The organism is Pseudomonas sp. MTM4 (assembly GCF_019355055.1).
GTDB lineage: Bacteria > Pseudomonadota > Gammaproteobacteria > Pseudomonadales > Pseudomonadaceae > Stutzerimonas.
In genome coordinates this window covers 4,207,268-4,221,998 of sequence record NZ_CP048411.1, presented here as the reverse complement: position 1 = coordinate 4,221,998, position 14,731 = coordinate 4,207,268, and the positions used below count along the sequence as shown (strand labels likewise).

Annotated in this window: 12 protein-coding genes; 7 read left to right on the top strand and 5 right to left on the bottom strand. The window is 61.0% G+C overall.

Annotated features, from left to right (window positions below; all coding sequences use genetic code 11):
• Positions 1–40: 40 nt before the first annotated feature.
• From GYM54_RS19390 to GYM54_RS19380, 3 genes are all read left to right on the top strand, one after another.
• A complete protein-coding gene (locus tag GYM54_RS19390) occupies positions 41–1,030 on the top strand; it encodes a ribonuclease Z (RefSeq protein ID WP_181101819.1) in 990 nt (329 codons plus the stop codon).
• Positions 1,031–1,309: 279 nt separating this feature from the next.
• On the top strand, positions 1,310–3,679 hold the full coding sequence (locus GYM54_RS19385; RefSeq protein ID WP_231752202.1) for a TonB-dependent siderophore receptor: 2,370 nt from the start codon (positions 1,310–1,312) through the stop codon (positions 3,677–3,679).
• 166 nt (positions 3,680–3,845) lie between these two features.
• Positions 3,846–5,264, top strand: a complete 1,419-nt coding sequence (locus tag GYM54_RS19380) for an FAD-dependent oxidoreductase (protein ID WP_197445464.1) — start codon at positions 3,846–3,848, stop codon at positions 5,262–5,264.
• 4 nt (positions 5,265–5,268) lie between these two features.
• Here GYM54_RS19380 and GYM54_RS19375 read toward each other — a convergent pair whose 3' ends face one another.
• Positions 5,269–5,910, bottom strand: a complete 642-nt coding sequence (locus GYM54_RS19375; RefSeq protein WP_181101825.1) for an acetoacetate decarboxylase family protein — start codon at positions 5,908–5,910, stop codon at positions 5,269–5,271.
• Positions 5,911–6,273: 363 nt separating this feature from the next.
• Entirely contained in the window at positions 6,274–7,680 is a 1,407-nt protein-coding gene (locus GYM54_RS19370; protein WP_197445465.1) for a PLP-dependent aminotransferase family protein, read from the bottom strand.
• 162 nt (positions 7,681–7,842) lie between these two features.
• On the opposite strand from GYM54_RS19370, the gene GYM54_RS19365 reads away from it, so the two are divergent.
• The 3 genes from GYM54_RS19365 (at position 7,843) to GYM54_RS19355 (ending at position 11,675) form a co-directional block, all read left to right on the top strand.
• Positions 7,843–8,889 carry a thioredoxin family protein gene (locus tag GYM54_RS19365; RefSeq protein ID WP_231752203.1) on the top strand — a complete coding sequence of 349 codons (1,047 nt, stop codon included), beginning with the start codon at positions 7,843–7,845 and terminating at the stop codon, positions 8,887–8,889.
• A 160-nt stretch (positions 8,890–9,049) separates the two neighbouring features.
• Positions 9,050–11,014, top strand: a complete 1,965-nt coding sequence (locus GYM54_RS19360) for a protein-disulfide reductase DsbD (RefSeq protein ID WP_197445467.1) — start codon at positions 9,050–9,052, stop codon at positions 11,012–11,014.
• Positions 11,015–11,045: 31 nt separating this feature from the next.
• Complete coding sequence (locus tag GYM54_RS19355; protein WP_197445468.1) at positions 11,046–11,675, top strand: FMN-dependent NADH-azoreductase; 630 nt, start codon at positions 11,046–11,048, stop codon at positions 11,673–11,675.
• Between the two features lie 165 nt (positions 11,676–11,840).
• Here GYM54_RS19355 and GYM54_RS19350 read toward each other — a convergent pair whose 3' ends face one another.
• The 3 genes from GYM54_RS19350 to GYM54_RS19340 form a co-directional block, all read right to left on the bottom strand.
• Positions 11,841–12,314, bottom strand: coding sequence for a DUF2214 domain-containing protein (locus GYM54_RS19350; protein WP_181101833.1), 474 nt, complete (start codon positions 12,312–12,314; stop codon positions 11,841–11,843).
• A gap of 10 nt (positions 12,315–12,324) precedes the next feature.
• On the bottom strand, positions 12,325–12,762 hold the full coding sequence (locus GYM54_RS19345) for a DUF6152 family protein (protein WP_231752204.1): 438 nt from the start codon (positions 12,760–12,762) through the stop codon (positions 12,325–12,327).
• A gap of 191 nt (positions 12,763–12,953) precedes the next feature.
• Positions 12,954–13,823 carry a LysR substrate-binding domain-containing protein gene (locus GYM54_RS19340; protein ID WP_181101835.1) on the bottom strand — a complete coding sequence of 290 codons (870 nt, stop codon included), beginning with the start codon at positions 13,821–13,823 and terminating at the stop codon, positions 12,954–12,956.
• A gap of 154 nt (positions 13,824–13,977) precedes the next feature.
• On the opposite strand from GYM54_RS19340, the gene GYM54_RS19335 reads away from it, so the two are divergent.
• Positions 13,978–14,607 (top strand): DUF998 domain-containing protein, encoded by a 630-nt coding sequence (locus tag GYM54_RS19335; RefSeq protein ID WP_197445470.1) that lies wholly within the window; start codon positions 13,978–13,980, stop codon positions 14,605–14,607.
• The last annotated feature ends 124 nt before the right edge of the window (positions 14,608–14,731 follow it).

Below are 14,731 nucleotides of genomic sequence, written 5' to 3'. Positions count from 1 at the left end.
GAGTCACGAATCACAAACATTGCAGAACAGGAGCACAGGTGTGGATCTGCTATTTCTTGGTACCTCGTCCGGCACACCGACCAAGGCCCGCAATGTCAGCGGGCTGGCGTTGGTGGAAGACAGCGGAAAAGGTTGGTACCTGATCGACTGCGGCGAGGCCACTCAGCACCAGCTGCTGCGCACACCTTTGACCTTGCATGGCCTGCGCGCGGTTTTCATCACGCATGTGCATGGCGATCACTGCTTTGGCCTGCCCGGTCTGCTCGCCAGCGCCGGCATGGCGCGCCGGCAGGAGCCGTTGGAAATCATCGCGCCCGCGGCAATTGAAGGCTGGATACGCGCTACGCTCGAAATGAGCCAGTGCCGTCTGCCCTATGAACTCCGCTTTCACGCCATCGAGACCTTCGAAGGCTGGCGCAACCCGCAGGTGCGCGTCGAAGCCATCGCCCTCTCCCATCGCGTGCCGAGCTGGGGCTACCGTTTCACCGAAGCGCGGCCCGACCCGCGCCTCGATATCGAGAAGCTGGACCGCGACGGCATCCCTCGCAGCGCGCTCTGGGGGCAACTGGTGCGCGGCCATGACATCGAATTCCAAGGCCGTTTTTTGCGCAGCGAGGATTATCTGCTGTCCACACGCCCGCCCCGCCGCGTCGTGATCGCCGGCGACAATGACCGCCCCGAGCTGCTGCGTGACGCCTGCCAGGACGCGCACGTGCTCGTTCACGAAGCCACCTACACCCAGCCCATCGCCGACGCGGGTAAAAACGATTTCGGCCACAGCACTGCGGCACAGGTTGCAGCCTTTGCGCAGGCCGTCGGGTTACCCAACCTGGTGCTGACGCACTTCAGCGCGCGCTACCAGAACGCTCCGGGGCGAGGGTTATCGATGGACGATATACGAGCGGAGGCTGCTGGGTGCTATCAGGGAGCGCTGTTTTTGGCAAAGGACTTTCTGAGGTTAAGACTGGGGAGAGGCGGGGTGTTGGGCTTCGACAACAGGACAATCACCGATGAAGCCCAGGCGCTGTAGCGGGCTTACCGTCGCCGTGCCGAGCCGATCCGCAGCGCGTGCGCTATCACGCTCGGTAGTTGTGAAACCACAGCAAACGCGATGAACACGCATTTAGCAACAACACACATCCGCGAACATTTCTCATTTACAACCGCTCGATCCATGCCTAGGCTTGCTGTCGGCGTCGTTCCCGCTGCTTCCATGCCGCACCGATGCCGCCTTCAAGCGCCGCTCATCATCGTCTGCAGCAGGCGATACGGCCGCGCTCGCACTCACGCATGCCAAGGACAGACCACGGTGAAACCTAGACTTATCCAATCCCTGACGCTTTCAGCCTGGCTTGGTGCCTGTGCTGGGGCATATGCGGCTCCCATCGAACTGGACGTGCCGGCACAGCCGCTTACCGATGCCCTGCAGCAATTCCAGGCCCAGAGCGGCGTGCAGGTGGTGTTCGGTGCCGACGCGCTCGCGGGTCGAACCTCTTCAGCCGTTCAAGGCGCGCTGGAGCCAGCCGAAGCACTGCGGCGTTTGCTGGCGGGGACGGGATACGAGGCCGAGCTACGAGACGGCACCGCAACGGTATCCAGCGCCGTCAGTGAAGAGGACGAATTGAATCTCGGACAGATGAATATCGTCGCCGAACGCGCGCCGGTCGATGGCACCACCGAAGGCACCGGCTCCTACACCACCGGCGTGGTGAATTCCTCGACGAAGCTGCCCATGTCGCTGCGGGAGACACCGCAATCGGTCAGTGTGATCACTCGTCAGCAGATCGAAGACCAGGGGCTGAACAACCTGCATGACGTGGTGCTGAGCACGCCCGGGCTGACCATCCAGCAGTCCGGTCCGGAACGTCAGCGTTATCACGCGCGCGGCTTTCAGGTCGACAACATCATGTACGACGGGTTACCGATGAGCCTGTCACGATTCTCGCAGGACGTCATCACCGCCCCAGACAGCGCCATGTTCGACCACATTGAAGTGGTTCGCGGGGCTACCGGGCTGATGCAGGGTGCCGGCAACCCGGCGGCGGCCATCAACATGATCCGAAAGCGCCCAACTTCCGATCCCTACGTGAGCATCGGCGCCAGCGCTGGCAGCTGGGATCGCTACCGCACCGAAGTGGACGCGTCCAACGCGCTCAACGAGACCGGCACCCTGCGCGGACGCTTCGTCACGGCCTACGAAGACAACGGCACCTATATCGATTACGGCGGCAGCGAACATGCCTTCGCCTACGGCATCGTCGAAGCGGACATCACCGACAGAACGCTGTTCACACTCGGCGCGTCGTACCAGAACGACAATAAGGACTCGGACTGGGGCGGCTTGCCAACCGCACCGGATGGCAGCGACCTGCACCTCTCCCGCTCGACCTATCTGGGCAATGACTGGGCCTATTGGGATACCAATACCCGGCATCTATTCGCCGAGCTCGAGCACCGCTTCGACAACGACTGGAAGCTGCGCCTGGCCGGCAACAAGATGTGGGGCCGCATCAACATGCTCGGCTCATACTTCTGGTACAACGCCGACGAGCTCAACCAGGGCACGGGCGCCTATACCTATGTCAACGACTACGACGCCTACGATGGCAACCTTTCGGGCCCGTTCACGCTGTTCGGCCGGCGCCACGAATTGGTGGTGGGCGCCAGCACCCGAACCGAAATCTTCGACGGCCACGGCGGCTGGGGCGATACGGGCACGGACATCGACCCCGGCAACTGGGACAGCGGCGCGGTTCCCAAGCCGAGTTACGACATGGACCTCTGGAACCTGAAGTTCGAGGCGCAGCAGAAAGGCCTGTACAGCGCCACCCGCCTTAGCATCACCGACCCGCTGACAGTCATCCTCGGTGGGCGCCTGGACTGGTACGACTACGATGACGGCACCGACACCGGCAGCTACACAGTCACGCGCAACGTCACCCGCTACGCCGGCATCGTCTACGACCTCAACGAGACGTACTCCATCTACGCCAGCTACACCGACATATTCAAGCCGCAAGACAGCCGCGACGTCAGCGGCAGCGTCATCGAACCCATGACCGGCATCAACTACGAGATCGGCCTCAAGGGCGAGTACTTCGACGGCAGGCTCAACGCCTCGGCGGCGGTCTTCCGCATCCTGCAGGAAAATCGCGCTAGGCTCCTCGATGACCAGGCCGGCACGTGCCCCAGCTTTCCGGCCGTCAGCTGCTACGAGGCTGCCGGGGAAGTGGAAAGCAAGGGCATCGATCTGGAACTCGCCGGCTCGCTCACTGAGCGCTGGCAAGCGAGCGTCGGTTACACCTACGTCGAAGCCAAGTACCGCAAGGACGCCGACCCGACCAACGAAGGCGAGTTCTTCGATCCGAAACAACCGCGCCACCTGTTCAAAGCCTCCACCGTCTACCACCTGCCGGGCACGCTCGAAAAATGGCGCATCGGCGGCAGCCTGAACAGCCAGAACAGTACCTACAGCGAGGCTTCGAGCTATCGCATCGATCAGGACGCCTACACCCTGGTCAACCTGATGCTGGGTTATCGCGTCAACGAGCACATCGATACGCGCCTGAACCTCAACAACCTGTTCGACAAGACCTACTACTCGAGCATCACCAACAACGCCAGCGTCGTCTACGGCGAACCACGCAACCTGATGTTCAGCGTGAACTGGACGCTCTGAGCCAACCGGTCCGCGAGCCGTCGAAAGGCGGCTCAGCTGGTTCCGTCGAGCGTCGAAAGCGCTTCCGCTTCGGCATCTTCCTCGGCGCGGGGGGTCACAAGCAGACCCGACTCCGAAGAGCGCCGCCGATGCCCCGTCAACCCTCCCGCTGCGGCGCAACCGCCGGATGAAGCCCGACGTCGTCGTCATCGGCGCCGGTATCGCCGGGTTGTCCGCGGCGGTCTGGCTGTCCGACGCAGGCCTGAAGGTAAGCGTCCTGGAGGCGTCCGACGTGCCCGGCGGGCGGGCTCGGAGCTGGGCCGATCCGGTAATGGGCGACAGCGTCGATATCGGCCCGCATATCCTGCTCAACAAATACGCCAACATGCGCACCCTGCTCCAGCGGCTGGGCACGGCGGATCAGGTGCTGTGGCAGACCGAAGAGCTGCTGACCGTGTTCGATCGCGGCCGCTCGATGCACTTCAAGGTCGGCGGACTGCCGGCACCGCTGCACTACATCCGCAACCTACCGCGCATTTTGCCAAGCGTGCCCTTGCGTCATCTGCTGAGCAACACACGACTGGCCTGGCGCACCCAGCGCAGCAGCGGGCCGGAACTGATGCAACTGGACGATCGCAGCGGGCGTGAGCACCTGGTACGGTGCGGCGTCAGCGACTTCTTCATCGACTGGTTTTGGGCCTCGGCGGCCATCGCCGTCCTCGCAGTCCCGGTGGAACGCTGCTCGGCGGCATCGCTGATGCGCCTCCTTGCCCAGGCGCTCGGCCACGAAGACATCGCCTTCGGCATGCCCAAGGTCGGGCTAAGCGACCTCTATGCCTGGCCGGCGATCGAATTCATTCGTCGCCATGGCGGCGAGGTGCAGCTCGGCTGCGGGGTGGATGGATTTTTGCGCGAGCAAGGTCGAGTCACCGGCGTGCACTTGAGCGACGGCGCAAAGGTCCAGGCACCGGCAGTGGTGCTAGCCGTGCAACCGACCGCCATCGCCCCGCTGCTGCCCGAAACTCATGCGCTGGCGCAGACCGCGCGCCGCTTCCAGCCGAGCCCCTATATCAGTTGCTACCTCTGGTTCGACCGGCCGATCACCGCCTCGCGCTTCTGGGCCAGGCCGTGGAACCCGGAGGGCTTCAACACCGATTTTTACAACCTGACCAATATCCGCCCGGCGACCCGCGGCGGCGCGCTGATCGCCAGCAATATCATCTGGAGTCAGCGGGTAGAGCACCTGTCCGACGCGGCGATCATCGAGGCTACGCGACGCGAGATCGCCGAGTTCGCGCCCGAGGCGCAACGCGCGGCGCTGCTGTCGGCCTCGGTACACCGCATTCCCATGGCGATTCCGGCTGCCTTCCCCGGCACCGAAACGGCAAGGCCGAGCACGGCGGTGGAGCCGGGTTTGTGGCTTGCAGGTGATTGGCTCGATACGGGCTTGCCGTATTGTATGGAGAGCGCCACCCGAGCTGGCGCACTGGCGGCTGAAGCAGTACTTGCCGAGCGCGGCCTAGGTCGGTCACTCGCGTTACCGCCGCCCAAGCCGAGCGGCCTTGGTCGCTGGTTGAGAACAGGCGAAGCCGGAGAAGATTTCTGATCGTTCAGATGCCGAACGAGGCCTGCAGATCGCGCAGATACAGGCTGAAAAACGGCGCGCGGCCCTGCAGAAAGGCCAGCGGGCCGGTAGCTGAAAAATCCCACTCGGCGCGCCCGGTGACTATCCGTCCCCGGCCACGACAGCGGGTACGCAACAGCCCGCAATCGTTCTGCTGAATCACGAAACCACTGGCGCTCGGCTGCCCTGGCAAGCTCATGTTCGGCGCGAAGCGCACCGAGGCCACCGCCTGATCGTCGACGCTCAACTGCCCAGCGAAGCCACGCTCACCGGTACCCGGCTCGATGACGAAATCGCCCATTTGCTTGGGAATCGACCACAGCTGGTGGCCGCCAGCAACCGAGCGCTCCTCGTCGACCCAGATATGCGTCACTGTACCGGCAGGCGCCAGCATGCCGTGCCCCCGCACCACTGCAGCCACCGCCAGCTCGTTGTAGGCCAACGTGCCGCCCGGCAGATAAGCCGCCCAGATGGTCAGCACCAGGACGTTGTCACCCAAGGCGGCATAAGCCAACCCCTTCGGCGCCGGCGGCAGTTCCCGCGCCGGCACCCGCCAGGCCGACACGCAGGCGGTACCGGTCAGATGCCAGGGGGCTTCGGGATAAGTGGTTTCGTCGAGTCTATCCATGTTTCATGGACGCCAAGTGGCGCAGTGGGTTCCGGTGGGCGGAGGGTCAGTCGTCCGAGACTGATGTGCTGCAGTGCTGGGCTGTAGTGCGACGCCTAGAACACCGACCGGGAGCCCACCAACTGCTGTTTCGGGCGCATCACCGCATGACGGGCTATTTCGGCCAGGAGCTGCCTCTTTTGCGCGTCTGTATTGAACAACGTCAAACAAGTTGAGTGTACATACCCAGCTCGGCACTCCAGGTGCCGCCCGACACACTGGCCATTCCGTTTTCCCCCTCGCTGTCGATGAGCCAGCACGGCCAGTCATTGGAACCGCCTCGCACAGGCCGAGCACCCTTCAACGGTATGGTTTCCCCCGTTTCTATATAAGCGCTTCAGTGAACCGAACCAGGCGGCTGCAGCAGTCCTCGATGCCTTCGTCTGGAACGTTGGTGACGCCCAGCAGCAAGCCGCTTCGGGCCTGTGCGGCGTCGGCATACCAGATAGATAACGGTAAGGGCGCAAGCCCGACTGCCAGTGCCTGTTGGCTGATAGCAACGTCGTCCGCACCTTGAGGCAAGTGCACCAGCAAAGCTAACCCCGCCATCGCCTCGGTCGTGGCTGGAATGCTCAAGGCACGCTGTAGAGCAGCCAACCGGGCGGTATAGGTGCGCTTCATTCTGCGCAGATGGCGCAAGTAATGACCCTTGCGCATGAACTCTGCGAGCGCCCATTGGCTGGTGATCGACGCAGCGGGTGCCAGCGCAGCCGCTGTATCTGCGACCCGGTTTGCCAAGGATGTTGGCGCCACAACGAAACCCAGACGCAGGCCAGGGTTGATGGTCTTGCTGAAAGTGCCGATGTGAATGACCCGGCCTGAACGATCCTGTGAGGCAAGCGCTGGGGCCGCCCGACCGACAAGTTGAAGTTCGCTCAGGTAGTCATCTTCGATGATCCAGCTACCGTTCTTATCCGCCCATTCCAACAGGCGAAGACGCCGTGGCAGTGACAACGTCATTCCCAGAGGAGCCTGCTGCCCTGCGGTGACGACCGCCAGGGCCGCATTCGGCGCACGCCGGATACCTTCTTCGACGTCCAACCCATGTGCATCAACACTGACCGGTATCGTTTCGATACCCGCCATGGAAAGCGCCGTTCGCGTCATTGGATAGCCGGGATCTTCCATCCACGCCGTTTGCCCTCGCAAACCGAGCGCATGCAGGATCAGCCCAAGGCCACCGGAGTATCCGGAGGTGATAACGACCTGCTCTGGCGCACAGATGATGCCTCGCGCCACGGCAAGATAGGCGGCGATTTCGGTTCGCAAACCGGGCTCTCCGCGAGGGTCCGGGTAGCTGACCGGTGCCATTGCGGCCTGGCGGGCCGCGCCCGCGGCAATGCGTGACCACATCTTGTAGGGAAAAACGTCCTGCGCGGGAATGCCGACTTGAAACACCATGGGCGAATTGCTGAATGGATGTTGGTAGAAGTCCGGCAATGGCGAGCGCAGACTGCTGGTTTCAGTCGGCCGGACCGCAGGCAACGGTTGCGCGACAAAGGTACCCGCAGCGCCGCGGGAAACGATCAGCTGTTCGTCGATCAGTCGCTCATAAGCCGCCCGAACGGTGCCACGAGCAACGCCAAGCTGAACGCTAAGGTCCCGCCAGGACGGCAAGCGAGCGCCCGCATATAGATGCCCCTCGCGGATCGATCTGCCGATGGCTCCAACGATTTGCTCAACCAGAGAACGCCCTGCTTTCCGGTTGAGTTCAATGCGCAAATCTTCCATGCAGCCCTCACTCACTCGCTTGTGTTGACGAAGGAGACGACATCAACCTCAGGCGCACCGATGGTACAGTCAGATTTGCTATTCATGGGCCTTTTTATTGGACCTTTAACCAATATGATGAAGCGCTAGAACCTCAAGCCCATCATGGTCAAGGAGCTCCCCTTGCAATCACCGTCTCTCCTCTCATTCATCAAGCAGTTCGCGGCCCTGCTCCTGCTCGGTAGCGCGCTCCACTTGGCTCACGCCGACGGCAGTCTGGACGATGAGGGTGAGCGGCGGGCACGCACCGCCGGCGCTTCGCTGATCGGACAGCCTGGGCCGGTTGCCGTGCTCGAAACCATCGATGGAACAAAGATTGACCTAGCTGAGTTGTACGGGGAAAAGCCGGTTTATCTGAAATTCTGGGCCACATGGTGCGTGCCCTGCCGCCAGCAGATGCCCGGCTTCGAGCAGTTGCAACAGACGATGGGCGACAAGGTGCAGGTCATCGCGGTAAACACGGGCTTCAGTGACGACATTGACTCGATCCGCGCATACCGCAAGGAGCACCAGCTGACCATGCCGATCGTGATCGATGACAGCAGCCTGGCGGCGGACCTCAACCTACGGGTGACACCCCAGCATGTTGTGATTGGCCGAGATGGCCGGATATCCCATATCGGTCACCTTGATGACCAGGCTTTGCATGCCGCGCTGGAAAGTGCTGTATCAGAACAAACGACCTCCGCCAGCCACTCGGAGAGCAATGCAACACCCGAGACACCGCAGTTTGCCGTGGGCGACACCGTGACCGGCCTGAACATCGAAACTCTAGAGGGCAATCAAGTGAAGCTGGGCAAGGACGACAAGCCGCGCGCACTGGTGTTCTTCGCCCCTTGGTGCGAGTCCTATCTTGAGGAAAGCCGGCCCGAGACGTCCCAGGCTTGCCTACGAGTACGCAAGGATGTGGACAGCCTGATGGGCCAGGGCGACATGGAGTGGCTGGGTGTTTCTTCAGGGCTTTGGGTCTCGGCCAGCGACTTGCAAGATTACAAAAACACCACGCCTACCGCCCTGCCGCTAGCGCTCGACGAGCAGGACGAACTCTTTCGCGCCTTCGCCATTCGGGACATTCCGACAGTGGTCCTTCTAGACGCGCATGGTCGTGTCGCCAATATCCTCAAACCGCAGGACAACAATCTCGTAGAGGCGGTCAAGGCGCTGCATTGATCCGTTTCGCCCTGCGGTTACGGGAGGAGGCGCCATGACGCCACCTCCCTTTTATCCACTCGATACGTTCATCAGGAACCGCATGCCACTGCTATCGCTAAAAAGGCTCCTGCTCTGCTTTTGCCTGTGCGTTATCAATCTGCCCGGCTTGGCAGCAAAGATGCCCGGTCCTGATGATGTATTGATCGCGTCATCGCTGTTCGCTGCAACCGAAGCGCCGTCATCTGGATCGACCACGACATTGGCGATCCTCATGGAGCCTCAGGGCGAGTGGCACGGCTACTGGAAGCAACCAGGCGATGTTGGCCTCCCGACCACGTTCACCTGGCACCTACCGGACGGTGTAATGGTGAGCGACCCAGCCTATCCGTTGCCGCGGACGCTGCTGATTGAAGGTTTGATGAACCATGTCTACGAGCACCCCTACGCACTGCTTGTAGAGCTGACCCTCGACGGCGACTTGCCAGGCGGGACCGCATTGCCGATCCGTGTGGATATGCAATATCTGGCCTGTCGGTATGACGCCTGCGTCCCTGAGCGCGCATCATTGGAAACGACATTGCACGTAGGCGATGGTCACCAGTCGCCGGACGTTGCAGCCCGCTTCGCCAACTGGCGTCAGGCGCTGCCCAGGCCGCTGGCCGCGCAGGCCAGTTTTGACGTAGAGGGCGATCTCCTACGCCTGCGCGTGCCCCTCCCGGCCAGCGTACCGATCCAAAACCCCCATCTGTTTTCCGCAACCAAGGGGGCGATCGACAATGCCGCCCCCCAACGGGTCGAGCGACGCGGTGATGAGCTGATTGTTGAAACGCGCGTAGGAGCTCAGATAACTGATGTTTTTCAGGCCACGCTGAAACTGAGCGACAGTTTAGGTCTAGATATAGACGCGAAACGCGGCGGCCCGACAAGCGCGCCCGATAGCACGTCCAACAGCAGCTTGAGCATCATCCTGCTTGCGCTGGCCGGGGCGATTGCCGGCGGGCTGTTGCTGAATTTGATGCCGTGCGTCTTTCCCATCCTCAGTCTTAAAGCCATGAGTCTCGCGCGCTCCGGCATCAGCCCGGCTATAGCTCGTCGCGACGCCGTGGCCTACACCAGCGGTGTGCTACTGGTCTGCGTCTTGCTGGGCGCCGTTCTGCTCGCTTGGCGTGCCGCTGGCACTCAGGTGGGCTGGGCCTTCCAGTTGCAGAACGCTGCCGTGATTCTGACCCTGATGTTGCTGACCACGGCCATCGCATTCAATCTGGCCGGGCTGTTCGAGCTGGCAGCGATCGATGCTGGTACCAAGCTAACCAACCAAAGCGGCGCCGGTGGCGCGTTCTGGACCGGCGCGCTCGCGGCTTTCATCGCTACGCCTTGCTCCGGGCCTTTCATGGCCGCAGCCCTGGGCGCTGCGCTGGTTTTACCGACTGCCGCAGCCATGTTGGTATTCACCGGGCTTGGTCTAGGGATCGCTTTACCGTTCTTGATGCTGGGGTTCATCCCCGCGCTGCAACGACGCTTGCCCAGACCCGGCCCCTGGATGGGAACCTTGCGCCGCGTTCTCGCGGTGCCGATGTTCCTTACCGCGCTCTCTCTGCTGTGGGTACTCAGCCATCAGGTCCCGGCCAATGCGCTGGTCGCATCCCTGGGCTGCGCCATGCTGCTTGCACTCGGGCTCCGGCTGACCGGCCTGCGGCAGCAGAAACACAAACGCAACGCCTGGTTGCCCGCTTCTCTTGCATTGATTCTGGCGCTCGGCCTGGGCTGGAGCCAGGTATCAGGGCAAACCGCGCCGGCTTCGGACGTGCAGCGGCACGTGTTCGACGAGCAGCAGTTAGCCCAACTACGCGCTGACAAGGTGCCGGTGTTTGTTTACTTCACCGCTGACTGGTGCATCACCTGCAAGGTGAACGAGCAAGTCGCCATCAACCGTGACGCGACCGCACAGGCTTTCGCCGCGGCTGGGGTTGTAGTGATGCGGGGCGACTGGACCAATGGCGATCCTGTCATCACCGCATTCCTCGAACGCCACGGCCGCTCAGGTGTTCCTTTGTACCTGTGGTACGGAGCGGGTGAAGCCGAACCACGGCTGCTGCCCCAGATCCTCGGACCGGGCTCGCTGCTCGAACTGGTGCAACGGTAATTCTGACCATCGAAATACGAAGGGGTCGTTCATGGAACAATTGCTCGTCATCAACACCAGCCCGCAGCGCAGCGGGTCGTACAGTCGGAAAATGACAGAACGCTTCGTACACCTCTGGCGCCTTCGATACCCGAGCGGCGAAATCATCCACCGAGAGCTGGGTAACCAGCCGATTCCACACGTCGATGAACGCTGGATCCAGGCCGCTTTCACCCCGCCCGAGGCCCGAGACCACCAACAGAAGGACACCCTGGCGCTCAGCGACGAGCTGGTGAGCGAGTTGAAGCAAGCCACACAGATCGTGATCGGTTGCCCCATGCACAACCTGTCGGTGCCCAGTACGCTGAAAGCCTACATCGACCAGATTATCCGCATGGGAATCACGACCCGCCTGGTACCTGGCACCCCTGGCAGCCCCTACGCTGGTCTACTGCATGACAAGAAAGCGTACCTGCTGCTCGTGAGGGGCGGCCATGGTTATGAGAAAGGCGAAGCATACGCACACATGAACTTCCAAGAGCCCTACTTAACCGCAGTATTGGGCATGCTGGGCATCCACGACGTGACGACGGTCAGCCTGGAATACACCGCTATCGGCGGCGATCAGTTCGACGAAGCCGTCAAACGGGCCAATTCACGTATCGATGCACTGTTTTGTTAACCGCATAGATTTTGCAGACAGATATAAGCCGCGTGGCAGCGAGCGAACTGCTGCTCTCGAGTGGGCCCATGCGGACAGTAGATGAAAAACCTTCTGCTGGAATATTGATAGCGCTGGCAGAGTCGCTAATTGGTGGCGCCGCTAACTGCCCGCGATATCCTCGCCTCAGACAAAGCCGATCCAGCGGCCAGCTATGAGGATCGAAAGCCAAAGAATGGCGGATGCGGCGGCCAGGGCGCGAACTCGGACAGTTGGCTGGCCGCCGCACAGGGCGGCATCAAAGCGCTCGCTGCGATGCTGGAGTGCAATGTTGCAGATCGCCAGCACTAGCAGCGCGGCCTTGCAGAGAAAGGCTGGGTTCTCTGCGTACTCCGCTGGCCTCACTGAGAACAACCAAAGCCCCGTTATCACCGCAAGTGTAGTGCCCGTTGCCGCTGCGCGTACTAGAAAGGGGCCAAGGACCGGCAGATCCCGTCCGTGCATTGAACGCAAAAGGAGCAAATCGAGCGGCAGGATCGCGCCGAGGAGTAGCCCTATCCCAAGGATGTGAGTTGCATTGACGACCAGATAGGCAATCCAGTATTCCTGCAGGAAGACGGCACCGGGCCAGCCAGCAACTGATTGCAGAAAGCCCGTCATCGCCGTGTCGTCATTCCTTGATGCGTTCCGGATACATATCGTATTGCTTGCCGCCGACCGTAATGCGCACGGCTTTCATATGCGCTTCGTTCGGCTCTTTGGTGCGGTTGCCGAGTACGGTGACTTCATCTCCTACCTTGGCGGTATCGTCGGTGAAACCGGAACGTTGCGTCTGGTTCGGATTCCCCAGATCGACTTGCCATAAACGGCCGTCTTGAGCCTCTACGCGCAAGGCCGGATGAGGTGGCGCCATCGAAATCTCGGTAATCGTGCCCTTCAACTCCGACTGCTCTTCTTCCGCCCAGGCCCAACCGTGGTGAGCGAAGGCCTGCGTTGTAAACAGCACCATCGCTGTGACGCAAAGCATCAAGACCATACGATGCGCCGCATCGCGCGCCGTGAGGGGGGTTGCTCGGATGGCGGTTCGGCTTTCGCTTGATACCGACATAATCATGCTCCTTTGAGCGAATAAATAATTGAGAGTCGACACATTGGACCCAGTTCCCGGTTTTTACCGTAGAGCAACTGCCAGCCCTACGTTCCTGAAGTGATGTGTAGCAGCTTTTTTCGACGGCAGCCTTTTGGCCGAAACCGGACGGAGTTGCTGGCTAAAGCTCAGGGATGATTGCCAGTTATGGCCTAGCCGGAAGCAGACTCTTCCATAAGCCAACGTTTGAAATTCGTCAGTGCAGAAGCGGCATGCGTACTCGGGCGAGTTACCAGGACGTAGCGTTCGCAGAGTTCTTCGAATGCCGGCCAAGGAGCTACAAGCCGGCCTCCAAGCAGCTCCTCCTCAACGTAGCAGTTAGGCACGAGCGCCATTCCTATGCCGGCTTTCGCCGCTTCGATCAGCAGCGCATAGCGATCATAGGTGGGGCCTGTCGAGTTGGAATCCAGTGGCAATTCAGCAAGCGTTGCATAACGAGCCCAACTATAGGGGCTCGCGAGTTTGTGAAGTAGCGGCATGCTTTCGGGTATTTCGCTTGCAAGGCGAGGGTGACAGACGGCAACCATCGGTTCTACAAAGAGCGGCTGTACTCGCATTGTCTGCCAGACGGGATGGTCGTAGTTGATCGCAGCGTGCAAGCCACTTTGCTCAAGGGAAAAGGGCTGTGTGCGTTCGTGGAGATTCACTTTTATATCGGGGTAGCGCGCCTGGAATCGAGCCAGCCTGGGTATCAACCAACGACTGGCGAATGTGGGAATGACGCCAATTTCCAGCGAGGTACTGCCCCTAGCGTCCGCAACGAGCTGGCGGGTGTGCCGTTCGATATCGGCCAGTGCCGCACGAATGTGCGAAGCATAGTTGTCACCAGCAACTGACAACTCGACGCGATTGCCGATACGGTTGAACAGCCGCGTCCCGAGAAATTCTTCCAGTTTAGATATTTGCCGGCTGACAGCACCTTCGCTGAGCGAGAGCTCCTGTGCCGCTTTGGCAAAGCTCTGATGGCGCGCGGCTGCTTCCAGGGCAAGCATCATAGAGGTGCTTGGCAGACGTCTGCTCATGGATCCATCCGTGGTTTGAAGGGGCGACAGGATGATGCATGCGCAAGCTGCCTTGCAAAAAAATCGTTAGCTCGAAAGCATCAGTGATCCCTAGCATGCAGGCACTTTACGAGAGATGGAGTTGGTAGTTGCCATGACAAGGGAAGGCCGCACCGTGAGTACCTTTGACCGAACTTTACTGTGCCTGGGGCTATTAATTCCCCTCTGGCTCTTTGCGGGCGTGGCGCTAACGTCGCTGAGCTATCCGGGCTACAGCCATATCGACCAGGCGATGAGCCAGTTAGGGGCAGTAGGAGCCCCCACCCACCCGTTCTCCGCCTGGGTGAACAACTTCCCCCTAGGCGTGCTCTTCATGCTTTTTGCTCTGGGTGTTGCTCGGAGGTTCACGACATCGCGTCTAGCCCAGCTCAGCGCAGCGCTGATACTGATCCACGGTCTGGCAAGCTTTGCTACTGGGGTGTTCTCATGCGATCCAGGATGCGCACCTGCACAACCCTCGCCGTCTCAGCAGGTTCATAACCTGGCAGGACTAGTCATGTTCCTCTCGCTGACGCTGGCGACCGCGCTTTGGGGGGCTCTTAGCAAGAGGCTGTTGTCATCGCCAGCGTTCGGATGGTTCTCGATACTCTGCGTGATCTTTGCTGTCGTGACTGTCGGCATGATGGCCAAAGCATTCGACGATGGACATGGATTTGGCTTGTATCAGCGGCTCAATTACACCGTATCCGTAGTTTGGGTCGCGGCACTGGCATGGATTGCCAATCGTGGTGAGTTGGCTTCGTGAGCGTCCGCTCCTGGCCGATAGCAGGCGGTCAGGGTCGCCTGGACGGACGCCGACATGTACGGAGCCCCGACTTGCTCCGAACCGCTTGATTAGACCTTTTCGAATAGTCATCTGAGGCGCCAGT

What these genes read in the sequence shown, in the direction of transcription:
- GYM54_RS19350 (WP_181101833.1), bottom strand. Translation starts at nt 12,314, where the DNA reads ATGACGGGCTTTCTGCAATCAGTTGCTGGCTGGCCCGGTGCCGTCTTC.
- GYM54_RS19370 (WP_197445465.1), bottom strand. Translation starts at nt 7,680, where the DNA reads ATGGAAGATTTGCGCATTGAACTCAACCGGAAAGCAGGGCGTTCTCTG.
- GYM54_RS19355 (WP_197445468.1), top strand. Translation starts at nt 11,046, where the DNA reads ATGGAACAATTGCTCGTCATCAACACCAGCCCGCAGCGCAGCGGGTCG.
- GYM54_RS19360 (WP_197445467.1), top strand. Translation starts at nt 9,050, where the DNA reads ATGCCCGGTCCTGATGATGTATTGATCGCGTCATCGCTGTTCGCTGCA.
- GYM54_RS19375 (WP_181101825.1), bottom strand. Translation starts at nt 5,910, where the DNA reads ATGGATAGACTCGACGAAACCACTTATCCCGAAGCCCCCTGGCATCTG.
- GYM54_RS19380 (WP_197445464.1), top strand. Translation starts at nt 3,846, where the DNA reads ATGAAGCCCGACGTCGTCGTCATCGGCGCCGGTATCGCCGGGTTGTCC.
- GYM54_RS19340 (WP_181101835.1), bottom strand. Translation starts at nt 13,823, where the DNA reads ATGAGCAGACGTCTGCCAAGCACCTCTATGATGCTTGCCCTGGAAGCA.
- GYM54_RS19345 (WP_231752204.1), bottom strand. Translation starts at nt 12,762, where the DNA reads ATGTCGGTATCAAGCGAAAGCCGAACCGCCATCCGAGCAACCCCCCTC.